Genomic DNA, 21754 nt, shown 5'->3' with positions numbered 1-21754 from the left:
AAACCCCAAACAGTGTTGATTTGGCGGCTTTATCAGTCTTTTTGGGACGAAATGGAAGGTGGTATGCGCTACGGCGGAGTAAATTGGGCTAAACCCTGCAATTATAGCCGACAACCACCTGCCCGGCAATCTGAACCGATGCCATACCGAGGATTTTTGTATAAATAATTACGCAAGACGATTGCCGTTGATGCGGCGACAACAAACCTGACAAACGAGGCTCGCAAAACCGTCAAATCTGCCAATAATTGTCAGCTTGCCGGTTTGGCATTCAAACACGGACGCACACAGTTGCAGATTGCCGGGACGGCAATCCCGCCCCTCTCCGCAACTGCATTTCACAACTTCCGCTTACACGCCCAAGGCAGCAATACCAGCCTTGGCGATTTGCACGTCTTCAGTCGACTTCACGCCGGATACGCCGACCGCACCCAGATATTCACCGCCGACGACGATAGGCACGCCGCCTTCGAGCAGGCCTTCCAGGTTTGGTGCAGTGATGAACGAAAAACGCCCGTTATTGATCATGTCTTCGTAAATCTTCGATTCGCGCTGACCCAGAGCGGATGTCTTGGCCTTGGCCGGCGAAATGTGCGCCGAAATCGGAGCCGCGCCATCCATGCGCTGCAGCCACAGCAGGTGACCGCCGTCGTCGACGATGGAAATCGTCACCGCCCAGTGATTCGCCAGCGCTTCCGCTTCTGCTGCAGCGGCAATTTTCTTGACATCATCGAGTGTCAACACTTGTTTCGATTTCATTTTTGCTCCTTGTGAAAATAACTGATTATTGTACTTTAGTGCCTCGCAATAGACATCAACCACCAACACCTCCCGCCCAGATAATTTCTGGCGCGATATTTGCTTTACAGAAACCACGAAAATCGAAGCATGCCGGCCATCTGTCAGATACATCTGATATTAATTGCAACATTGTCATGGTAAAGTAGCTCCCTTTCGCCTCTCCGGTTTGACAGGCGACTCTTATTCACTTACATTCATGCGGTCGTAATGTCACAGAGCCCATCTAACACGATGACGATTAAAGAAGCCTTTCCCTATTTCCAGACCTTGGTCCTGGCTTGCACGCTGATCGCCAGTTTGTGGCTGTGCAGCCCCGCGCGGGCTTCTGACATTACCGTCTTTGAGCCACAACCCCAGCCTCTCACCACCCGCAGCAAACTCCAGCAATTTACAGACCGGGCCTCGGACTTGGCGGTGAGCGCGATGGGCATGATCGGAATTCATTATAAATACGGCGGCAACAACCCGGAAAACGGCCTCGATTGCAGCGGTTTGGTACGCTATGTATTCAAAGACGCTTGGGGCGTCAACGTTCCACGCACAGCGGCGGAGCTGAGCCGCAGCGGCGAAAAAATCGACAAGCAGGATTTGAAGCCGGGCGACCTGGTGTTCTATAACACTTTGCGCCGCAGCTTCTCCCACGTCGGTATCTACCTCGGCGACAACAAATTCATCCATGCCCCATCCAGCGGCGGCAAGGTTCGTATCGAGAGCATGGACCTGGCCTACTGGAAATCGCGCTTCAATGGTGCGCGCCGCATCAACGACCCGGAACCGGGTAGCGACAACCAGCAATAAGCAGTGCTCAATTACAATTGAGCGCAAAAAATCCCCTGCCAGTGCGAGACTGCCAGGGGATTTTTGTTATTTGGCGCCACTCACCACTTGTCGATTACAGCCAAATGCCTAAAACACTGCATTTTTTCGTTCAGTGCGCGACAGCGGCGGTAGCATGATAAAAACGTAGCGCACAGCAGCGCGGATTCCAAGGGTAAGCGTGATTCTCAAATGCACAATCCGAAGCCTTCGCAACTGGACAAACCACAAACAAGCATTGACAAACCTGTCATGTCGCAACAAGATAATCCAATGGAACGTTTAGCTACCTTGGAAGCAAGATTTGATGCGGTGTTGCTTACCTTGGCGACACGGGCAGATATTCAGTCCGTGAAAAGCGAGATTCACAAGGCTTCCGGTGAAACGCACAAATGGATGCTGGCTACCGTTATCGGCCTGTTCCTAGGATTTGGCGGCCTGTTCCTGGCCATGAGCAACACTCTCAAACCGGCGCCGCAATCATCGTCGCAAGCGCCAGTGGTGATACAGCTACCGGCAACTCCGCAACAGAATCTCAATAAAAACTAGGCATACTGCCGGTCCCCGAATGGGATTGCAGTACGTACAGTCATTCTTCGCGCTTGTCCTTCAGCTTCTTCTTGATGGCGGCCATTTGCGCCATTGCCGCCTGCTCGCCCGCCAGGATCGCGGTATTGCGAGCGGCAAAGTCATTGCCCTTCATCGCCCCCAGCTCAGGACGGATGACGATGTCCGCATCTTTCAATTCATAGCTATTGATGCTTTGGCCCATGATGGCAAAAGTCTGCAGCAGCACATCGACCGAGCTGGAAGCGGCCTGCGCTTCCGGCGATGCGGAAATATTCACGGCGATCACGAAATCCGCTCCCATTTCATGGGCAAAACGCACCGGTACCGGCGATACCAGGCCGCCATCGACATATTGGCGGCCGCCGACATTCACTGACTGGAATACGCCCGGCACAGCTGAAGATGCGCGCACGGCAGTGCCGGTATTGCCACGACGGAATAATATCGGCGCGCCGCTATTCAAATCGGTCGCCACTGCGCCGAACGGGATCTTCAGTTTTTCAATCGGCACATTGTGGATAGTCTTGTTGACATAGTTCTGGATCGCCTCACCCTTCAGCACGCCGCTGACCTTGGCAAAAAACGGCACCGACCAGTCTGAAATCGCCGCCTCGTCCATCTGCAGCGCAATTTTTTGCAGCGCAAAGCCATTGTTGCCGGCCGCGTACAGGGCGCCAACAACACTGCCGGCGCTGGTGCCCACCACGATGTCAGGGACGATTCCTTGCGACTCCAGCGCCTTGATCACGCCGATATGGGCAAAGCCGCGCGCTGCGCCACCACCCAGCGCCAGGCCGATCTTGACCGGCTTGCTGACTTTCGGCTGCACAGTGGGTACCACCGCCACCGGCTGTACCGGCGGTGTTATCAAACCGCCGCAAGCCGACAAGATGACGGACAAGACGGCACACAAGGCAAGACTGATGGCAAGACGTGGTGATGGGCGCAAAGATGGCATGGCGGTCGGCAGGTTGGCGGGCAAATGGGCGACAGGTTGTCGCCGCAGAATTGTAGCCGATGTTGACGATTTCAGCCCGTGCCGCGGAGACTCAAGCTTCCTCCTCAGCAACAATCGAACTTGCCGGCAGCCTGACGGTGAAGACGCTGCCCTCGCCCGGCCGCGACTCGACGCCCAGAGTGCCATGATGGCGCAGCAGCACATGCTTGACGATCGCCAGGCCGAGGCCGGTGCCCTGGGTTTCCCGCGAACGGCTCTTGTCGACCCGGTAAAAGCGCTCGGTGAGGCGAGAAATATGCTCGCTGCTGATGCCGATGCCCGAATCCCTGACCACCAGCTGCGGACCGGCTTTGCTGTTTTGCCAGGCGATCTGGATTTTGCCGCCGGCCGGCGTGTAGCGCACCGCATTGGAAATCAGATTGCTGAAAGCGCTGCGCAACTCGTCGCTGCTGCCATTGATGTCCGGGCCGTCGACCGTCAGCGACAGCACATGCTTGCCGGCCGACAGGATTTCCGCCTCCAGCAGCAGGTTGTGCAGCATGGCGTCGATATTCACACGCTCCGGCCGCAAGGGATAATCGACCGATTCCAGCCGGGTCAGGGTCAGCATGTCGCCGATCAGATTTTGCATGCGATGACCCTGTTCTGTCATCAGCTGCAAATGCGCGGAGCGGGTTTTCTGGTCCAGGTCGGGCTGGGTCTGGGCGATTTCCAGGAAGCCGTTGATGACGGTCAGCGGGGTACGCAGTTCATGCGAAGCATTGGCGATGAAGTCGCGCCGCATCATGTCGATCCGCTCCGATTCGGTGGCGTCATGCGTCACCAGGATCTGGCGGCGGTTTTCGAACGGGATGATCTGCACGATCAGCTTGCGTTCGCGCAAGCTCAGCGTCAGCGGCTGGTCGTAACGGCCAAGGATGATGTAGTCGATGAAATCCGGAGTGCGGATCAGGTTGGTGACGCGCATCCCTTTGTCGCGCCCGTGCTGCAGACCCAGATGCCGTTCGGCGGCCGGATTGCACCACTCCAGGAACAGCACGTCGTCCATGATGACAACGCCGTCCGGCAGCAGGTGCATGGCCTGGCGGAAGCGCGCCAGCCATTCGCTCAGTTCGGTCTGGTGCTTTTCGTCGTCGCGCCGCAACCTGTAAAGCCGCGAAAAAATATCGGTCCAGGCGCCCCAGCCATCCGGCAGCTTCTCGCTGCGCGGATTATCCAGCCAGCCGCTGAGACGGAACAGGTAATGCAGCTGCACCACCACTGCCACCGACATCAGGGCGAGTCCCAGCAGCAGGCCGGGGGTGGCGCCAAACAAGGCCCACACCACGCCTGAGACGACAAAGATCAACAGGATCCGCAGCAAGGCCGGGATCCAGAACAGCATCTGTGGATTCATAAATCACTATTTTGCGATGGAAGCATCGGTTATGTCGCACAACCGTCCAGCCGGACGCTCCGGGCCGGCGGCCTGCCAGGACCAGGCTGACGTGTATTCTGCGCTACTTTGCCGAAAGCATGTAGCCGACGCTGCGCACTGTGCGGATCAGGTGCTCCGATTCCCGCAGCGCCTTGCGCAAGCGCAGCACGTGGACGTCGACGGTACGCTCTTCGATCACCACGTGGTCGCCCCATACCTTGTCCAGCAGCTGGCTGCGGGAAAACACCCGGTCCGGATTCGCCATGAAAAATTTCAGCAGGCGATATTCGGCATGGCCGATATCGATCTTCTGGTTCTCCAGGCACACCGAGCAGCTGGCCGGATCGAGCGACACCGCGCCGGCCGACATCATGCCGGGCGCCTCATCGCCGCCCTTGCGCCGCAGCAGCGCCTTCACCCGCGAGGTCAGCTCGCGCGGCGAGAATGGCTTGGTCATGTAGTCGTCGGCCCCGTTGTCCAGCCCTTGGACCTTGTCCTCTTCCATGCTTTTCGCAGTCAGCATCATCACCAGCATCGATTGCAGCTGGCGGTCGGCGCGCATTTGCGACAGCAGGCGCAAGCCGCTCTGGTCGGGCAGCATCCAGTCCAGCAACACCAGGTGCGGCATGCGGCGCTGGACGAACTCCCAGCCGTCGGCAGCGGTATGAACGATGGATGGAGTCCAGCCAGCTTCCTTGATGGTGAAGCCTATCAATTCGGCAATTGCCGGCTCATCTTCGATAATCAGGATAGAGGTTTTATCGGCAGCCATTTTTCAATGCGTAGTTAATATTCATCAAAAACATTAAACTTCGTCGTCGAGCTGGCTGGTCGCGTAATCGGTGTGGCGGATATCCTTGCCCTCGACAATATAGATCACGTATTCGGCAATATTCTTGGCATGGTCGCCTATGCGCTCGACCGCCTTTGCCACCCACAGGGTATCCATGGAGGCCGAAATGGTGCGCGGATCTTCCATCATGAAAGTGATCAGGTTGCGCATGATCGAACGGAAATCGCGGTCGATCACGGCGTCCTGGGCGATCAGGCGCATCGCCTGCTTCTCGTCCAGCCTTGCCAGCGCGTCCAGCGCATCGTGCAGCAGATCGGCGGCGCCGCTGGCGATCACGCGTACCGTTTCGGTATGGTCGATAGTGCCGATGCCGCGCTTGTGCAAATGGATCGCGGTGCGGGCGATCTTGGCGGCCTCGTCGCCGATGCGCTCGAGGTCGGTAATCACCTTGATGGTCGCCATCACGGTACGCAAATCGTTGGCGGTCGGCTGGCGGCGCACGATCAGGTGGCTGCAGGCATCGTCCAGCTCGACTTCCAGGCGGTTGACCTGGTCGTCATCCTTGATCACGCGCTCGGCCGTATCCAGGTTGCCGTTGCGGAAAACGTTGATCGCTTCCTGGAACTGCCGCTCGACCAGGCCGCCCATGAGCAACACCTTGGAGCGGATGGTTTCCAGGTCGGTGTCGTACTGTTTTGAAGAGTGTTCGCCTGTCATCTGATTTCCTTCTGTTCTTTGCAGAGTGTATTGTTAGCCAGGGTCGGATCAGCCAAAACGGCCGGTAATGTAATCCTGGGTTTCCTTGCGCGCCGGATTCATGAAAATCTGGTCGGTCTCGCCGAACTCCACCAGTTCGCCCAGGTACATATAGGCGGTATAGTCCGAGCAGCGCGCTGCCTGTTGCATGTTGTGGGTGACGATGGCAATGGTATAGTCCTGCTTTAGCTCGCTGATCAGTTCTTCCACCTTGGCGGTCGAGATCGGGTCCAGCGCCGAAGTCGGCTCATCCAGCAGCAGTACGTCAGGACGCACCGCAACGCTGCGGGCGATGCACAAACGCTGCTGCTGGCCGCCCGAGAGACTCAGGCCGCTCTTGTTCAGCTTGTCCTTGACTTCGCCCCACAAGGCGGCTTTCGACAGCGCCCATTCGACGCGCTCGTCCATTTCGCCCTTAGGCAGGTTTTCGTAGAGGCGAATGCCGAAAGCGATGTTGTCGTAGATCGACATCGGAAACGGCGTCGGCTTCTGGAATACCATGCCGACCTTGGCGCGCAGCATGTTCAGATCCTGCCCCGGTTCCAGGATATTGCGGCCGCCGTAGATGATCTTGCCTTCGGCGCGCTGGCCCGGATACAGGTCGTACATACGGTTGAGCGTTCGCAGCAAGGTCGACTTGCCGCAACCCGAAGGACCGATGAATGCCGTCACCTTCTTTTCATTCACTTGCAGATTGATATTCTTCAAGCCCTGGAAATTACCGTAAAAGAAATTCAGCTGCGAGATTTCTATGGTCGGCTGCTTCATTGGCGCCTTTATCGAAGTCATATCGAGTTGATTCGGTTTCATTGAAGTTTGCATGATATGGATGGCAATCTAAGTGAATACATAAGCTTGAAAATTAGCCTGGAATTTTCTGGCTGAATAATGAACGCGATACGATGTTCAAGGCCAGCACGCTAAAGGTGATCAGCAACGCCCCGCCCCAAGCCAGCGGCACCCAGTTGTCAAACGGGCTCATCGCAAACTGGCTGATGACTACCGGCAGGTTGGCGATCGGCTTGTTCATGTTGGTGCTGAAGAACTGGTTGTTCAACGCCGTGAACAACAGTGGCGCGGTTTCACCGGCGATACGCGCCACCGCCAGCAGCACGCCAGTGACAACACCGGCCTTGACCGCACGCAGGCGCACCAGCAAGGCGACCTTCCAGCGCGGCGCGCCGAGTGCAAAAGCCGCTTCACGCAGATTACCCGGCACCAGTTTCAACATGTTGTCGGTAGTCCGCACCACGACCGGCACCGCAATCAGCGACAGCGCGAAGGAACCAGCCCAGCCTGAAAAGTGGCCGACCTTGGCGACGTAGATCGCGTACACGAACAAGCCGATGACGATCGATGGCGCCGACAGCATGATGTCGGTAACGAAACGCGTCACCTGCGCCAGCTTGCTTTCCTCGCCGTATTCGGCCAGATAGATGCCGGCCAGGATGCCGATCGGAGTGCTGAACACCGTCGCCAGGCCGACCAGCATCAGGCTGCCGATGATCGGATTCAGCAAGCCGCCGGCGCCGGAACCTGGCGCCGGGGTGTTTTGCGTCAGGATGCCCAGGTTCAGGGCGCCGAAGCCCTTGATCACCAGGGTCGCCAGGATCCAGGCCAGCACGGCGAGTCCCAACGCCATCGCCAGGAATGACAGCACCATGCCGAAGCGGTGCATCAGCAGGCGCTTGCGGTAGACCTGGTTGACCAGCGGAGTGGCCAGGACGTCGATATTGGTTTGCGGAGAGTTCATTATTTGGCGCCTTCTTTACGGGACATGCCCATCAACATGATTTTGGCGATCGACAAGACGATGAAGGTGATCACGAACAGGATCAGGCCCAGCGCAAACAAGGCCGATACGTGCAGCGTGGTGGAAGCTTCGGCGATTTCATTGGCCAGGGTGGAGGCGATACTGTTGCCGGAGGCGAACAGCGACCACGACAGGCGCTGCGCATTGCCGATCACGAAAGTCACCGCCATGGTCTCGCCCAAGGCCCGTCCCAGGCCAAGCATGACGCCGCCGACGACGCCGGTCTTGGCATACGGCAGGACCACCTTGCGCACCACTTCCCAGCGGGTGCAGCCGAGGCCATAGGCCGATTCTTTCAATACGGCGGGGACGACTTCAAAGACGTCGCGCATCACCGAGGAAATGAACGGAATGATCATGACCGCCAGGATCAGGCCGGCAGTCAGCAGGCCGATGCCCATTTTCGGACCACTGAACAAGACACCGATGAACGGCACGTTGCCCAGCGTGGAAGCGAGGAAAGGCTGGCCGTATTCGGCAAACAGCGGCGCAAACACGAACAAGCCCCACATGCCGTAGATGATGCTTGGCACGCCGGCCAGCAGTTCTACCGCGGTGCCTAGCGGCCGGCGCAATTTGGCCGGGCAGATTTCAGTCAGGAACAGGGCGATGCCGAAACTGACCGGGAATGCAATCACCAGCGCAATGAAGGAAGTCACCAGGGTGCCGACGATGGCGATCATGGCGCCGTAATGGTCGTTGACCGGATCCCATTCGACGGTGGTGATAAAGGAAGGGCCGAATTCGCGGAATACCGGCCAGGCGCCGATCGCCAGGCAGACGATGATCCCCAGCAGGACGAACAGCACGATCAGCGAAAACAGCAGCGTGACCTTGTGGAACAGGAAATCCTGAATCCGTTGCTTGCGCATGGTCGCCAGCAAGGTCTGGTGCGATATGCCCGCCTGTTCCGCGGTACTTGCCTGGGGAGAAATCGATTGTGCCATGACAGGAATATTTGCACTCATGAGTAGCGATATCCGATGAAGAATAAGATGCGGCGGCAAAAACGTCCAGCAGCCGGACCGCGCTCGACCTGGAGATGTTTCGCGTGGAGACTAATTTACGATTAAACAATATTCAACGACACGGGCAGCGCTCAATCTTCCCTGAGTTGCTGCCCGCTGTACTTCTGAACTATCTGCATCGGCAAACACTGCCGCCGCCAGGCAAAACCGGACTGGCGGCCGCTTGCAACAATTACCAGACTGCCTTGCCGGCATTGTCCTTGATCTGCGCTTTCCAGGACTCTTCCACCAGCTTCACGACCGATGCCGGGATGGCAACGTAGTCAAGTTCGCTGGCTGCCGCGCCGCCGTTCTTGTAAGCCCATTCAAAGAATTTCAAGACTTCCTTGCCCTTGGCTGCATCAGGCTGGGTTTTGTGGATCAGGATGAACGAAGCGCTGGTGATAGGCCAGCTGGACTTGCCGGCCGCGTCCGTGAAATCGACTGCGAAACCTGGTGTCTTGGCCCAGTCGGCGCCGGCTGCGGCTGCCTTGAAAGTTTCATCGTCCGGCTGCACGAAGCCGCCGTCACGATTCTTCAGCTGCGTGTGCAGCAGCTTGTTTTTCTTGGCATAGGCATATTCAACATAGCCGATCGAACCCTTGATCTTTTGCACGTTGGCGGAAACGCCTTCATTGCCCTTGCCGCCGACGCCGACTGGCCACTTGACAGCAGTACCGGCGCCAATGCCGCTCTTGAAGTCAGGGCTGGTCTTCGACAGGTAGCTGGTGAACACGAAGGAAGTGCCCGAACCGTCAGCGCGGTACACCACGGTGATGTCAGCCGCAGGCAGCTTCACGCCTGGATTGAGCGCGGTGATTTCAGGTGCATTCCACTTAGTGATCTTGCCCAGATAGATGTCGGCCAGAACGGGGCCGGTCAGTTTGATCTCGCCTGGAGTCACGCCGTCCAGGTTGACGACAGGCACCACGCCGCCCATGATCGCAGGGAACTGCGCCAGGTTGTCAGCGTTCAGGTCTTCCACCTTCAATGGCATGTCGGAAGCACCGAAATCCACGGTCTTGGCCTTGATCTGCTTGATGCCGCCGCCGGAACCGATCGACTGGTAGTTCAGGCTGTTGCCGGTTGCGCCCTTGTAGGCTTCAGCCCACTTGGAGTAAATAGGGTAAGGAAAAGAAGCGCCGGCGCCGGTGATTTCGGCAGCCATGACTGAAGAAACCGCCAGTGTCGAACCCATTGCGAGAATGGCGGCTTTAACGAGGTGATTCAATCGCATTTGTTACTCCCTTGTTGACTGTAGATGTGGTGTGCCCAGATCGAGACTGTTGTGAAATTAATCTCCTTGCAAGGAAGCCAGTTTCACAACAGCCCCTAAGACAGGGCGAACTCTAACCAAGATTTATGACAGCTTTATGACGAAGAAAAAATGAATGTTAAGGACATTTAATTGCCGTTAAAATAACAATTGCTGCACCGCAATTAAAGATGGCTATACTAGGCATGCCGGACGGGTCCGCCTCGCGCCGGATAACATTGCCGAACCTCTCAAGCTCTTCCATTTTCTTCATCAAGCTGTCATATTCACTACATACACTTCGCCCTAACCATGAGACCAGCCGCCTGATTCATGAACAAAAAAACCAAGTCGGACGATGATACGAAGCAACTTAGCGCCCGGTTAGGCGCCGACCCCAGCTTTTTGAATCGCGAATTGTCACAACTTGCCTTCAATCGCCGCGTCATGGCCCAGGCTGAAGACCGCCATATACCGCTGCTGGAACGATTGCGATACTTATGCATAGTCAGCAACAATCTCGATGAATTCTTTGAAGTCCGCATTGCCAGCCTGCTGGCCAGCAGTCAGATTGAAGGAGTAAGCGCCGATCCGCCGGCCCTGGTTGCTGCGCTGGAACGCACCAGCATCGAGTGCCACCAGATCGTTGACCTCCAATACGCCATCCTAAATAAGACAATTCTGCCGCAGCTGTCGGCCAGCGGCATCCACCTGCTGCGGCACAGCGAGCGCAACGACGAACAGCGGGCCTGGGTAAAAACCTTCTTCGAGCAGGAAATCCGGCCGCTGCTGACCCCAATAGGGCTGGATCCAGCCCATCCCTTCCCCCAGGTAGTCAACAAAAGCCTCAATTTCATTGTCGAAATGGCAGGCAAGGACGCCTTCGGCCGCAATACCTCGATCGCCATCATCAAGGCGCCGCGCGTGCTGCCACGCGTGATCCGGCTGCCGGATGTGCTGTCTCCCAACGGCGCCTCGTTCTGCCTGCTATCGTCGATCATCCATGCCCACATAGGCGATCTGTTCAGCGGGCGGCAGATACTGGCCTATTCGCAATTCCGGGTCACCCGCAACAGCGATCTGTGGGTGGATGAAGAAGAAGTGAAAAACCTGCGGCAAGCCCTGCAAAGCGAATTGCAAAGCCGCCAGTTCGGCGTCGCCGTAAGGCTGGAGGTGGCGCGCAACTGTCCGCACCATCTGGCGCATTTCCTGCTCGAACAGTTTGCTATCGCCCCCAACCGCCTGTACGCCGTCGACGGCCCGGTCAACATGGTGCGGCTGTCGGAAATGATTGATCAGATTAACGTTCCTGCCTTGCGTTTCCCGCCCTTCGCTGCCGGCCTGCCGCCGCAGCTGGACTCGGACGGCGACATTTTCGAACAGCTGAAACAGAAAGACATCCTGCTGCACCACCCTTTCCAGTCGTTCCAGCCGGTAGTCGATTTCGTCCGCTCGGCGGCTTTCGACGGCAATGTCGTCGCAATCAAGCAGACTATTTACCGTACCGGCATGAATTCCGATCTGATGGAAGCGCTGATCCTGGCGGCGCAACGCGGCAAGGAAGTCACCGTGGTGGTGGAGCTGATGGCGCGCTTCGACGAAGAAGCCAATATCAACTGGGCCGACAAGCTGGAACGCGCCGGCGCTCAGGTTGTATACGGCGTGGTCGGCCTCAAGACCCATGCCAAGCTGTCGCTGGTGATCCGCCGCGAGCGCGACAAGAGCGGCAACGGCGAGCTGCGTTATTACGCCCATCTCGGCACCGGCAACTACCATCCGACCACCACTAAACTGTATACCGACTTCGGCCTGCTCACCTCGAACCAGAAGCTGGCGACCGAAGTCAATGAAGTCTTCATGCACCTGACCAGCCTGACCAAGCCCAAGAAAATGGATTACCTGTGGCTGGCGCCCTTCCTGTTGCAAAAGGAAATCATCCGGGCCATTCACAATGAAGCCGAGATTGCCCGCAAGGGCCGGCCAGCGCGCATCGTCGCCAAGATGAATGCGCTGCTGGACGAATCGGTCATCCGCGCCCTCTACCAAGCCTCGGCCGACGGCGTCAAGATCGAGCTGATCGTGCGCGGCGCCTGCGCGCTCAGGCCCGGCGTTCCCGGCCTGTCCGAGAATATCCATGTGCGCTCCGTCATCGGCCGCTTCCTGGAGCACAGCCGCATCTATTACTTCCGCAACAATCTGCAGCATGACGTCTATCTGGCGAGCGCCGACTGGATGAACCGCAATCTGTTCCGGCGCGTCGAGGTCGGCTTCCCGGTACTCGACAAGATGCTCAAGCGGCGAGTCATCAACGAAGGCTTGACGCCTTACCTGAAAGACAACACCAACGCCTGGAACCTTGGTTCTGACGGCAACTGGAGCAAACCCAAGCAACATCGGCGACAAAAACAATACAATGCGCAACGCCACCTGATGCTGGTGCTGGGCGCGCTTTCCCCGTCGCAGTCGCCCTCCCATTCCGCCAACAAGTGAGCAAGGAAAAAACATGGAATTGATCCTATGGCGTCACGCTGAGGCGGAAATCGGCGAACCGGACGAAGGCCGCGCCCTGACCGGTAAAGGCCACAAGCAGGCGTGGAAAATGGCTGACTGGCTGGACCGCAACCTGCCGCACAGCTGCAAGATCATCAGCAGCCCGGCCACCCGCACGCTACAGACCGCCGAGGCGCTTGGCCGTAAATTCAAGATCCATCCCGACCTCGCCCCCGACTGCAGCGCCGAGCAATTGCTGGCCGTCGCCAACTGGCCCAACAACCGCGAGCCGGTGCTGATCATCGGCCACCAGCCGACGCTGGGCCAAGCCGCGGCCTTGCTGGTAGCCGGCCAGATGCAGGAATGGTCTATCCGAAAAGGCAGCATCTGGTGGATTGCACAACGCGAGCGCGGCGATATCACCACCAACTTCCTGAAAGCGGTCATGTCGCCGGACCTGATCGCCAAATAGAAGCCCGTTCGAAAACCTGCATGGCGCGCTGGCAGGTGGTATATTTGCGGCCAGCCGTTTAAATGTATTTCGATTTATACCGTTGTTGTGAAACTACAGGATTTTTGCGGCATTTCTGTGCATAAGATAAAATAGGACTTACGTTGCATAATTTGCAACTACTGATCCCGTTGTACTGGACCACCCAAGAGGTAAGGCATGCTCTATCAATTCCACGAATTCAACCGCTCTCTGCTGCATCCGCTGGTGCAATGGGCAGATGCAGGCACCCGACTCTTCACCGATCCGATCTCGCCGCTGGCCCACACGCCATTTGCACAGCGCATCGCCGCCGGTTACGAACTGATGTACCGCATCGGTAAGGAATATGAAAAGCCAACATTCGACATCGCCAATACGCTGATCAAGGATAAGGAAGTCGGGATTACCGAAGAAGTCGTCACCTCCCTGCCGTTTTGCCGTTTGTTGCATTTCAAGAAAGATTTAAGCAACAAGGAAAGCGCCGCCCTGAAACAGCCGACCGTGCTGCTGGTAGCGCCGCTGTCCGGCCATCATTCGACGCTGCTGCGCGATACCGTGCGCGGCCTGTTGCCGGAACACGATGTCTACATCACCGACTGGACCGATGCCCGCATGGTGCCGGCCAGCGCCGGCGCTTTCCACCTGCATGACTATATATATTACGTGCAGGCGTTCATCCGCCTGCTGGGCCCGGACCTGCACGTGATCTCCGTCTGCCAGCCGACCGTGCCGGTACTGGCGGCGATTTCGCTGATGGCAACGGAAAAAGACAGCCACCTGCCGAAAAGCATGACCATGATGGGTGGCCCGATCGATCCGCGCAAATCACCGACCGAAGTCAACAACCTGGCCACGGACAAGCCGTTCAGCTGGTTCGAGAATACCGTCATCTATAGCGTACCGGCCAACTACCCTGGCTTCGGCCGCAAGGTCTACCCGGGTTTCCTGCAGCACGCCGGCTTTGTCGCCATGAACCGCAGCCGCCATGCCCAGAGCCACTGGGATTTCTACATGCATCTGCGCGAGGGCGACAACGAATCCGCGGAAAGCCATCGCAAGTTCTACGACGAATACAATGCGGTGCTGGACATGCCGGCCGAATATTATCTGGAAACCATCAAGACGGTATTCCAGGATTTCAGCCTGCCGCAAGGCACTTGGGAAATCGAAGGCAAGCTGGTCCGTCCGCAGGATATCAAGACGGTGGCGCTGTTCACCATCGAAGGCGAACTGGACGACATTTCCGGCCCGGGACAAACCCAGGCGGCCCACGATCTGTGCAGCTCCATCCCGAAAGCCAAGAAACAGCATTTCACCGCCGACAAATGCGGCCATTTCGGCATCTTCTCCGGCCGCCGCTGGCGCGAGATCATTTGCCCGAAAATAACCGCGTTCATCAAAGCCAACGCCTGAACGTTAGCGCTATCTGCCGACGTCGCGCCAATGAAGCCGTTCCTTGCACAGGAACGGCTTTTTTCATTTGACTTGGCGCCGCTATACAGCGCCGGCATTGCAGCCCCGGTATAATACGGGCTATGTTGTCATCACCCAGCCTCCCGCCACAAGTGCCCGCGCCATCCTCGCCCTCCCTCGCCGACCGCATTGAAGCGCTGCTGCCGCAGACGCAATGCACCAAGTGCGGCTATCCTGCCTGCCGGCCGTATGCCGAAGCTGTCGCCGACGGCAGCGCCAGCTATAACCAGTGCCCGCCCGGCGGCCAGGAAGGCGTAGCCCGCCTGGCGCAATTGCTGCAGCGGCCAGTAATTCCGCTCAATCCTCTGAACGGCGCCGAGCGGCCGCGGCCGGTAGCGGTCATCGATGAAGCCGTCTGCATCGGCTGCACCCTTTGCATCCAGGCTTGTCCGGTCGACGCCATCGCCGGCGCCGCCAAACAGATGCATACGGTGATCGCCGAGCTCTGCACCGGCTGCGACCTGTGCGTGGCTCCCTGCCCGGTGGACTGTATTGCGATGGTGGATGTCAGCGGCGAGCAAACCGGCTGGGATGCATGGACCCAGCAGCAGGCCGACGCTGCGCGCACGCGCCATGACTTCCATAGCTTCCGGCTGCGCCGCGAGAAGCAGGAAAATGATGACCGGCTGGCAGCCAAGGCGGCAGAAAAACTGAAGGCAGTCGCCGCCGCGGCAGCCACTACCCCGGAACAGCAAGCCGAGCAGCAGCGCAAGAAAGCCATCATCCAGGCCGCCATCGAACGCGCCCGCCTGAAGAAAGAACAACAAGCCGGACAGGCTGCTAAGGACTCTCAATGAACGCCGAAAAACGCCGGGAAATATTCAGCCGCCTGCGCGCAGCGCTGCCGCATCCGACTACCGAACTGGAATACACCTCGCCGTTCGAACTGCTGATCTCGGTGATCCTGTCGGCGCAGGCGACCGACGTCTCGGTCAACAAGGCAACCCGCAAGCTGTACCCGCTCGCCAATACGCCGGCGCAAATTCATGCGCTCGGCGTTGACGGCCTGATCCCGTACATCCAGACCATCGGCCTGTACCGCACCAAAGCCAAGAACGTGATCGAAACCTGCCGCATGCTGGTGGAGCTGCACAGCGGCCAGGTGCCGCGCACCCGTGAACAGCTGGAAGCGCTGCCCGGGGTCGGCCGCAAGACTGCCAACGTGGTGCTGAATACCGCTTTCGGCGTACCGACGATTGCCGTCGACACGCATATTTTCAGAGTATCCAACCGCACGGGCATCGCGCCGGGCAAGGATGTCGACGCGGTGGAACACAAGCTGATGAAGCTGGTGCCCGCCGAGTTCCTGCTGGACGCCCATCACTGGTTGATCCTGCATGGCCGCTATACCTGCATCGCGCGCAAACCGCTCTGCTGGAACTGCAGCATCGCTGACCTGTGCGACTTCAAGGCGAAAACACCGCTGCCGGAAAAAGGGGTCTGAATCCATGCCGCACTCTCATCCGCATACCGAACACCACTTTGAAGCCAGCGACACCGTACGCGATATCGTGATCGGCATGGCCGATGGCCTGACCGTGCCGTTTGCGCTGGCGGCCGGCATCAGCGGCGCGGCGGTCGGCATCGATATCGTGGTCACCGCCGGCGTCGCCGAAATCGCCGCCGGCTCGATCGCCATGGGCCTGGGCGGTTACCTGGCCGGACGCACCCAGCGCCAGCATTACTACGCCGAGCGCGAGCGCGAAGAGCAGGAAATCCTCAAAGTACCGCATCGCGAGCGCAAGGAAGTGATCGACATCATGGCGCAATACGGTGTCACCAAGCAGGAATGCGAACCGATGCTGGCCGGCCTGGAACGCAACCCGGTAGCCTGGCGCGATTTCATGATGCGCTTTGAACTGGGCCTGGAAGAACCGCAAGCCGGCGCCGCCAGGAAAAGCGCAATCACCATCGCCCTCTCCTACCTGGTGGGCGGCCTCATCCCGCTGGCGCCGTACATGCTGATGCACTCGATTCCACAAGCGCTGGCGGCTTCCACCGTCGTCACCCTGCTGGCCTTGTTTATCTTCGGCTTCCTGAAAGGCAGCGTCACCGGCACCGGCGCTTTCAAATCGGCGCTGCAAACCTTGATGGTGGGTGGCCTGGCCGCCGCAGCAGCCTTTTCCATCGCCAGACTGATCAGTTGATTATCCATGTTTAATCCATCACTACATAGCATGAATACGTAAATTTCGATAATTATCATGCACTTAACGATGTTTTAAGTTTCCAAGCACTGTATATATACAGCACTGTACGGCACTATATAAAACAATGATTTACAACTGTATTTTGGACGATTACTGTGCGGTTTGATGTGGAAATTCTGCAGAAAAAAGAGGGGCTAAATGAAATTCAGGTTCGGGATTGTAGCCATGGCTTTACTCTCCCTCCTCTCCGGATGCGCAGTTGGATTCAACAAAAAAGGCGAATTTTATTGTACAGAAGGCCCAGTCGAAGCAGCTCCACCCTGCTTCGGCTCCGGTCCTCAGTAGAAAATTCAGAAATATGGTTCCATTTCGACTTGCAGCCCTTAACTCCATAACAGGCTATGAACCTGTCGCAAACGTATTCTGAGGGCAATGGAGGCAGTCCGTTACAGTGGCATCTACCCTTGGATGCACTAAGATATACGTACACTATTCCCGAAAAAATCCCCAAGAGACTTAAAATCTCTCGCTCGTAAGGGTGTCCCGGTTCAAGTCCGGCCTCGGGCACCAATATCTAAAAGGCTCTCTGTAGTGGTCAAGTAATCCCGGACACCGCGTTAAGTTTTTCTTCGGCTACTGCCGGGGCGAGTCCGTCATTGAACTGATGCGGCCGTATCCAGTTATATCGTTGCATCAGATAGTGACTGATGTCTCGATGTGCTTGCTGTGCCGTCATGTAGCCCATGTTCGGTACCCATTCAGATTTTAAGCTCCTGAACAATCTCTCCATCGGCGAGTTGTCCCAGCAATTCCCGCGACGACTCATGCTCTGTCCGATTCGATAGCGCCACAAGCGCTGACGAAACTTACGGCTGGCGTACTGACCACCTTGATCCGAGTGAAACATCAGACCTTGAGGACGACCACGCTGCTCGTAGGCCATGTCCAACGCCTGCACGACCAGATCGGCATCTGGTCGTGTCGAGAATGCCCAGCCAACGACCCGGCGTGTGTACAGGTCTAGTACGGCAGCCAGATAATGCCAACAACCCTGCCCCCAGAGTAGAGTAAGAGACAGGGCGTAGTCGAACTATTTTCCTGCCTCTCCTCTCCGAACCGGACTTGCACCTTTCAATGCATCCGGCTCTCCATTTAAGTGCTGCTCATAGCAAAAGCAACATCGGCGTAGCGCGACTCAATGGTTCGCCGTGCCTCGCCGCACACGATGTACGGATTTTCCGATGGGGTCCGCCATTTGAATTGCCCCTTGCGGCTTGTGATGAGACGCCGAAGCGCTATCGCCCCATACCAGCCACGACTATTTCGGCCTTCTACTACCCATGTTTTTGCTTGCCCCGGTTCTGGTTCACAGATATGCTCACGCATCAATGACGGGAAACCCCGCCGATATTTACGCGCAAGCCAATGCCCAAATTTCCAGAAGACAGTGCGATCCATCTTGCTAAATATGGTGGCCGTAAAGTCGGTGTACTGATAGAAGTTCGCCCATCCCGCAAGTTGCCGATTCAGGCTTTCCACGACATCCATCCGATTTGCACCGTAATCGCCCGACAGTTGCTTGACCAGTTTCTCGGCAAAGCGTCGGTACTTCTCCCACGGTATTGTGCTGACAGGCCGCATGCGGCCGCGTGGTCCTCGCTTACGTATGATGCGATGGCCGAGAAAGACGAAACCATCGTTGACGTGTGTAACATGGGTCTTCTCCATGTTCAGCATCGGAGAGGCAAAGCCCACCATGTTCGCCGGCAATCCGTCGCATAGCATCCAGTTCATTGTTCGCAACACAAAGCCGACACCATTGGCCAAGCGATGTTCGATTCTGTGAAGCATGCCACTGGTGCTTGTTGGCGCATTGCCATAGCATGGGCGTCCGGCTATTCACGTAAATGTCGGACAGGCAGCGACCGCCGCGCTCCTTTGCCATCTCCTGCACTTTCTTCAACCAGACAGCGGCCACACAGGCCTTGCACCAGGATCCGCTTTTGACGTAAGCAGGCGTTTCATGCCAACGATGGCGGTTGGCGCATTGCCACAGCAAGGGAGTCGTGACATTGACATAAGCGCTGGACAAGCATTGGCCGCCACGAGTGGCGGCAACCTGCTGCATTGCTTCAATCGTCAAGCGTTGACTGGCTTTGGGATCGCGAAGTGATGTACTAGGCGGCGTTTTTTTTTGAATCATTGAAAAATCTTTGAAGGTTATTCCGCTATAGAGAAGGAACTAACCTACAGTCGCATTCGTGTTGCCCATTAGCTTACAACCACACTCGGTCAAACAGTCTTGCACCGCGACCGGAACACCGCCAACAGTATAGGTGGGATGGGCGGTGACGATTTTATTGATGCCGTGCGGCCGGCCATCTGGGTAATGCTCCGGACACCTCACCTCATCGCCAAGGCGTGCAACTGGCTTACCCTTGATGTCATGCGTCGGCAAACCACTGATGACTTTGCCACCGTGATCAGTGCTGTCACCCACAGTTATAATTCTCAGAGACATCTTGGTTTTATATCACAAAAAAATTGGGTCAGAATTTAACGGCGATCGATGACAACTTTGCTCCACACCGAATCAAGGAATTTTTTATATATTGCATTCTTTGGCAGCATTAAGGATTTATCGTAGGTCTTCTCCCCACCGTAGGGTGCCTGACCTTGAAGGATGATTTGGGACTCGCCTCTGATCGCGAATTTCTCTTTGCCTTTTCGCATTATGACTTTAACGGTGCTGGGATCCATCCCTCCCCCACAAAACGTTTCGTACGGAACAGTAATTTCGGCGATTCCGTCTTTGTTCAAATTACTAACCATCACATTGCTTGCGAAAAAAGAGCCGCTAGAATCTAAGCCAGGGCAGTCAACAAAATCCGTAATGACCCACTCTTCAATCCAATTTGCATTTTCCTTTATATAATAAGCAGCCCGCAAATCAATGCGCTCATTTCTTGAAAGGTCAGGTTCTGTTTTAGATGGCCCCTCTTTTCTTGTCAGAACCAATACGTGCTGCCCAACGTTATCTTGCACGCCAATCGCAGAAATTAAATCTCCGTTTAGTTTGATCTGTGCTTCAGAGAGAAATGCTTTATTAATTTTCGATGTCACTATTTCTGAGGCAAAGACATCGCCGCAAACCAGAGGGACAAGAAAAGCTACGAACATTACAATTTTCGGAATATTTTTTTTCATCGTCATCTCATCTATCTTGTTGCATTTCCTTTTTTGCTTTTTACCTTGATCTCAAATTCTTTGTTTAATTCTTCTGCAGAATGTTCAGCCAAAGTATTGGCTTTTTCTATGTCTTTTTTTGCAAATTCCAGATATGCAACTGGAACAAAAAAACGAACTCCCTTGGCAAATGGCGAGAAATTTATTTGATCGTGTTGATTGCCGCCCAAACAAATAAAATTACTCCCTGATTTGGCATATACCAAGGTGACGTGATGTGTACTAATAAGTGCGATTGCCCCAAACACCGGTGTTTTAATCTCGACGAAATTCCAACTTTTGGAGATATCATTTGCTCGCTGTGGCAAACTCCATTTTGCATAACTAGGCGCGGCGGTCGACAAACAGTAGTTCACAAAAGATGAACACCATGCATTTTTTGTTCCAACCATCGAAGATTCATGCGCCCCCACCAACTCATGATAGTTCGATGTCTTTTCAATTACATCCTCAGTTGCTCCTTTCCATCGCTTTGCTTCTGCGATGGCAACCACCATCCATGGCGCACGTTGCTGATCAGGCTGCAACAACGCGATAGGCTCCCCCTTACCATCCTTGCTACGTGCGAGCTCTACTTTTTCGGCAGGTGGTTTAGGCGGCTTTTTTTCTTCAATCTTTGGTGCCGGAGCGGGGGCAGAATGTGCTGGTCCCGCAACGGGCTCAACCTTCTTTTTAGGAATTTGCTCAAGTTTTGGTGGAGCCTGCTTTGCAACTGAGTTTGTCGAGGCGGAAAGGCTTCCATAAATAGAGATGACTTGCGATGGAAAAATCTTTCTCTCGTCCTTGATTTGCGGATTATCTTTCTTTATCTCGTCAACAGTAGTTTTATAAATTTTAGCAATTTTACCAAGTGTGTCGCCTGGTTGAATTACATAGTGTAAAGGTTGCCGCTTAGACGGCTCATCATTTTTAACTTTCTTTAGATCCGTCGGCGCTACGAATGTCCGAAGATTGTTGAACAATACGAATGAATTCGAATTATCTCCCATTACGAAATCGTGGATTTTCTTCCATTCCCCTTCGACGCTAGCAACAAAAATATTGACCGTTTTCCCAATATCTAAGTGTGTGATAAGGGGCAATTGTCCTTTGCTATTAGTCTTCGTTTGATGGCTTGCGTCGCCAATATCGATTTTTACTGGGAGATTTGCCTTTGGCTTTGCACCATCTGAGATAGTTACAGTAGTAGTATTTACTACTTTTTCTTGTCTGGTCGATTTCTCATTGTTGAAGCCTTCCTTTTTTTCCATGGCGTCAAGAACGCTGTCAAGCTGAGCATCGGTAAGATCACTGATTTTTGTTGTCGTTGCAAAGCCTGTTGCTGTGCTTATGCTATCCGCATAGGCTTGGGGATCGTTGTTATCACTCTCGGGAGCATATCCTTGAACCACGTTCCCGTTCTTGTCGGGCACCCCAGCAAGCATGGTGTAAATAGTGCGTTCATTGTATTTACGTCGAAGCAAAGCTTTCTTCTCTGCCCGCCCCTTCTCGTAACTGGAGAAAATTAAAAATTCACCGTTATTTTTAGTTTTTCCAACACCGATGGCACCATAAATCGTCACACCGGGCTTTGCTGGTCGCAAATTTCCCGGGTTGTTAAAACGCCAGGCAATTGTGCCGCCTGTACGCAGCAAATGGCTGCCATCGGCAGCCGCATAGTCGACTGTTTTATGCTCATAAGTATATTCAGCGCTGACAAATTCTTGACTCATATCA

General features: G+C 55.7%; 21 protein-coding genes and 1 pseudogene. 8 read left to right on the top strand and 14 right to left on the bottom strand.

Translation table 11 applies throughout. The annotated features are described in order from the left end of the window. Positions 1–351: 351 nt before the first annotated feature. Entirely contained in the window at positions 352–759 is a 408-nt protein-coding gene (locus tag BCF11_RS22090; protein WP_098496646.1) for a heme-binding protein, read from the bottom strand. Positions 760–1032: 273 nt separating this feature from the next. On the opposite strand from BCF11_RS22090, the gene BCF11_RS22085 reads away from it, so the two are divergent. Together BCF11_RS22085 and BCF11_RS22080 are read left to right on the top strand one after the other, a co-directional pair. After that, on the top strand, positions 1033–1599 hold the full coding sequence (locus BCF11_RS22085) for a C40 family peptidase (RefSeq protein ID WP_098496645.1): 567 nt from the start codon (positions 1033–1035) through the stop codon (positions 1597–1599). A 210-nt stretch (positions 1600–1809) separates the two neighbouring features. Beyond that, positions 1810–2166: a hypothetical protein gene (locus BCF11_RS22080; RefSeq protein ID WP_098496644.1), complete on the top strand. Its 357-nt coding sequence runs from the start codon at positions 1810–1812 to the stop codon at positions 2164–2166. A gap of 40 nt (positions 2167–2206) precedes the next feature. Here the strand turns inward: BCF11_RS22080 and BCF11_RS22075 are convergent, their stop codons facing one another. From BCF11_RS22075 to pstS, 8 genes are all read right to left on the bottom strand, one after another. After that, the gene (locus BCF11_RS22075) at positions 2207–3145 is read right to left on the bottom strand and encodes a patatin-like phospholipase family protein (RefSeq protein ID WP_098497643.1); all 939 of its coding nucleotides are present in this window, start codon (positions 3143–3145) and stop codon (positions 2207–2209) included. A 91-nt stretch (positions 3146–3236) separates the two neighbouring features. Next, a complete protein-coding gene (gene phoR, locus BCF11_RS22070) occupies positions 3237–4541 on the bottom strand; it encodes a phosphate regulon sensor histidine kinase PhoR (protein ID WP_098496643.1) in 1305 nt (434 codons plus the stop codon). 103 nt (positions 4542–4644) lie between these two features. Beyond that, positions 4645–5334, bottom strand: a complete 690-nt coding sequence (locus BCF11_RS22065) for a winged helix-turn-helix domain-containing protein (protein WP_098496642.1) — start codon at positions 5332–5334, stop codon at positions 4645–4647. A 33-nt stretch (positions 5335–5367) separates the two neighbouring features. Continuing rightward, on the bottom strand, positions 5368–6072 hold the full coding sequence (gene phoU / locus BCF11_RS22060) for a phosphate signaling complex protein PhoU (RefSeq protein WP_098496641.1): 705 nt from the start codon (positions 6070–6072) through the stop codon (positions 5368–5370). A 48-nt stretch (positions 6073–6120) separates the two neighbouring features. Continuing rightward, positions 6121–6921, bottom strand: coding sequence for a phosphate ABC transporter ATP-binding protein PstB (gene pstB / locus BCF11_RS22055; RefSeq protein WP_233212591.1), 801 nt, complete (start codon positions 6919–6921; stop codon positions 6121–6123). Between the two features lie 52 nt (positions 6922–6973). Continuing rightward, complete coding sequence (gene pstA, locus BCF11_RS22050) at positions 6974–7864, bottom strand: phosphate ABC transporter permease PstA (protein ID WP_098496640.1); 891 nt, start codon at positions 7862–7864, stop codon at positions 6974–6976. Beyond that, entirely contained in the window at positions 7864–8892 is a 1029-nt protein-coding gene (gene pstC, locus BCF11_RS22045; protein ID WP_098496639.1) for a phosphate ABC transporter permease subunit PstC, read from the bottom strand. The genes pstA and pstC overlap by 1 nt, the downstream gene beginning before the upstream one ends. 232 nt (positions 8893–9124) lie before the next feature. Continuing rightward, on the bottom strand, positions 9125–10168 hold the full coding sequence (gene pstS / locus BCF11_RS22040) for a phosphate ABC transporter substrate-binding protein PstS (RefSeq protein ID WP_098496638.1): 1044 nt from the start codon (positions 10166–10168) through the stop codon (positions 9125–9127). Between the two features lie 351 nt (positions 10169–10519). On the opposite strand from pstS, the gene ppk1 reads away from it, so the two are divergent. From ppk1 to BCF11_RS22010, 6 genes are all read left to right on the top strand, one after another. Next, positions 10520–12676, top strand: a complete 2157-nt coding sequence (ppk1, locus tag BCF11_RS22035) for a polyphosphate kinase 1 (protein ID WP_098496637.1) — start codon at positions 10520–10522, stop codon at positions 12674–12676. Positions 12677–12689: 13 nt separating this feature from the next. Then, positions 12690–13148: a histidine phosphatase family protein gene (locus BCF11_RS22030; RefSeq protein ID WP_098496636.1), complete on the top strand. Its 459-nt coding sequence runs from the start codon at positions 12690–12692 to the stop codon at positions 13146–13148. Positions 13149–13346: 198 nt separating this feature from the next. Continuing rightward, positions 13347–14582 (top strand): polyhydroxyalkanoate depolymerase, encoded by a 1236-nt coding sequence (locus BCF11_RS22025; RefSeq protein ID WP_098496635.1) that lies wholly within the window; start codon positions 13347–13349, stop codon positions 14580–14582. Positions 14583–14704: 122 nt separating this feature from the next. Next, entirely contained in the window at positions 14705–15439 is a 735-nt protein-coding gene (gene rsxB, locus BCF11_RS22020; protein WP_098496634.1) for an electron transport complex subunit RsxB, read from the top strand. Beyond that, complete coding sequence (nth, locus tag BCF11_RS22015; RefSeq protein ID WP_098496633.1) at positions 15436–16086, top strand: endonuclease III; 651 nt, start codon at positions 15436–15438, stop codon at positions 16084–16086. The genes rsxB and nth overlap by 4 nt, the downstream gene beginning before the upstream one ends. Before the next feature lie 4 nt (positions 16087–16090). Then, on the top strand, positions 16091–16789 hold the full coding sequence (locus tag BCF11_RS22010; RefSeq protein ID WP_098496632.1) for a VIT1/CCC1 transporter family protein: 699 nt from the start codon (positions 16091–16093) through the stop codon (positions 16787–16789). Positions 16790–17387: 598 nt separating this feature from the next. Here BCF11_RS22010 and BCF11_RS22005 read toward each other — a convergent pair. The 5 genes and pseudogenes from BCF11_RS22005 to BCF11_RS21985 all read right to left on the bottom strand — a co-directional run. Continuing rightward, positions 17388–17846, bottom strand: a pseudogene (locus tag BCF11_RS22005) (IS3 family transposase); the annotation flags it as partial. Between the two features lie 98 nt (positions 17847–17944). Continuing rightward, positions 17945–18643, bottom strand: a complete 699-nt coding sequence (locus BCF11_RS22000) for a group II intron maturase-specific domain-containing protein (RefSeq protein ID WP_233212590.1) — start codon at positions 18641–18643, stop codon at positions 17945–17947. 391 nt (positions 18644–19034) lie between these two features. Continuing rightward, entirely contained in the window at positions 19035–19313 is a 279-nt protein-coding gene (locus tag BCF11_RS21995; protein ID WP_098496631.1) for a PAAR domain-containing protein, read from the bottom strand. A 35-nt stretch (positions 19314–19348) separates the two neighbouring features. Beyond that, complete coding sequence (locus BCF11_RS21990; protein WP_098497641.1) at positions 19349–19999, bottom strand: M949_RS01915 family surface polysaccharide biosynthesis protein; 651 nt, start codon at positions 19997–19999, stop codon at positions 19349–19351. A gap of 11 nt (positions 20000–20010) precedes the next feature. Beyond that, the gene (locus tag BCF11_RS21985) at positions 20011–21750 is read right to left on the bottom strand and encodes a LysM peptidoglycan-binding domain-containing protein (RefSeq protein ID WP_098496630.1); all 1740 of its coding nucleotides are present in this window, start codon (positions 21748–21750) and stop codon (positions 20011–20013) included. Positions 21751–21754: the final 4 nt, after the last annotated feature.

Origin of the sequence: Collimonas sp. PA-H2 (assembly GCF_002564105.1) — a bacterium.
GTDB lineage: Bacteria > Pseudomonadota > Gammaproteobacteria > Burkholderiales > Burkholderiaceae_D > Collimonas.
The sequence above is the reverse complement of the archived record's forward strand: the minus strand, read 5'-3'. Positions and strand labels throughout refer to the sequence as shown.

What these genes read in the sequence shown, in the direction of transcription:
- BCF11_RS22090 (WP_098496646.1), bottom strand. Translation starts at nt 759, where the DNA reads ATGAAATCGAAACAAGTGTTGACACTCGATGATGTCAAGAAAATTGCC.
- BCF11_RS22085 (WP_098496645.1), top strand. Translation starts at nt 1,033, where the DNA reads ATGACGATTAAAGAAGCCTTTCCCTATTTCCAGACCTTGGTCCTGGCT.
- BCF11_RS22080 (WP_098496644.1), top strand. Translation starts at nt 1,810, where the DNA reads ATGCACAATCCGAAGCCTTCGCAACTGGACAAACCACAAACAAGCATT.
- BCF11_RS22075 (WP_098497643.1), bottom strand. Translation starts at nt 3,145, where the DNA reads ATGCCATCTTTGCGCCCATCACCACGTCTTGCCATCAGTCTTGCCTTG.
- phoR (WP_098496643.1), bottom strand. Translation starts at nt 4,541, where the DNA reads ATGAATCCACAGATGCTGTTCTGGATCCCGGCCTTGCTGCGGATCCTG.
- BCF11_RS22065 (WP_098496642.1), bottom strand. Translation starts at nt 5,334, where the DNA reads ATGGCTGCCGATAAAACCTCTATCCTGATTATCGAAGATGAGCCGGCA.
- phoU (WP_098496641.1), bottom strand. Translation starts at nt 6,072, where the DNA reads ATGACAGGCGAACACTCTTCAAAACAGTACGACACCGACCTGGAAACC.
- pstB (WP_233212591.1), bottom strand. Translation starts at nt 6,921, where the DNA reads ATGAAACCGAATCAACTCGATATGACTTCGATAAAGGCGCCAATGAAG.
- pstA (WP_098496640.1), bottom strand. Translation starts at nt 7,864, where the DNA reads ATGAACTCTCCGCAAACCAATATCGACGTCCTGGCCACTCCGCTGGTC.
- pstC (WP_098496639.1), bottom strand. Translation starts at nt 8,892, where the DNA reads ATGAGTGCAAATATTCCTGTCATGGCACAATCGATTTCTCCCCAGGCA.
- pstS (WP_098496638.1), bottom strand. Translation starts at nt 10,168, where the DNA reads ATGCGATTGAATCACCTCGTTAAAGCCGCCATTCTCGCAATGGGTTCG.
- ppk1 (WP_098496637.1), top strand. Translation starts at nt 10,520, where the DNA reads ATGAACAAAAAAACCAAGTCGGACGATGATACGAAGCAACTTAGCGCC.
- BCF11_RS22030 (WP_098496636.1), top strand. Translation starts at nt 12,690, where the DNA reads ATGGAATTGATCCTATGGCGTCACGCTGAGGCGGAAATCGGCGAACCG.
- BCF11_RS22025 (WP_098496635.1), top strand. Translation starts at nt 13,347, where the DNA reads ATGCTCTATCAATTCCACGAATTCAACCGCTCTCTGCTGCATCCGCTG.
- rsxB (WP_098496634.1), top strand. Translation starts at nt 14,705, where the DNA reads ATGTTGTCATCACCCAGCCTCCCGCCACAAGTGCCCGCGCCATCCTCG.
- nth (WP_098496633.1), top strand. Translation starts at nt 15,436, where the DNA reads ATGAACGCCGAAAAACGCCGGGAAATATTCAGCCGCCTGCGCGCAGCG.
- BCF11_RS22010 (WP_098496632.1), top strand. Translation starts at nt 16,091, where the DNA reads ATGCCGCACTCTCATCCGCATACCGAACACCACTTTGAAGCCAGCGAC.
- BCF11_RS22000 (WP_233212590.1), bottom strand. Translation starts at nt 18,643, where the DNA reads ATGCTTCACAGAATCGAACATCGCTTGGCCAATGGTGTCGGCTTTGTG.
- BCF11_RS21995 (WP_098496631.1), bottom strand. Translation starts at nt 19,313, where the DNA reads ATGTCTCTGAGAATTATAACTGTGGGTGACAGCACTGATCACGGTGGC.
- BCF11_RS21990 (WP_098497641.1), bottom strand. Translation starts at nt 19,999, where the DNA reads ATGAAAAAAAATATTCCGAAAATTGTAATGTTCGTAGCTTTTCTTGTC.
- BCF11_RS21985 (WP_098496630.1), bottom strand. Translation starts at nt 21,750, where the DNA reads ATGAGTCAAGAATTTGTCAGCGCTGAATATACTTATGAGCATAAAACA.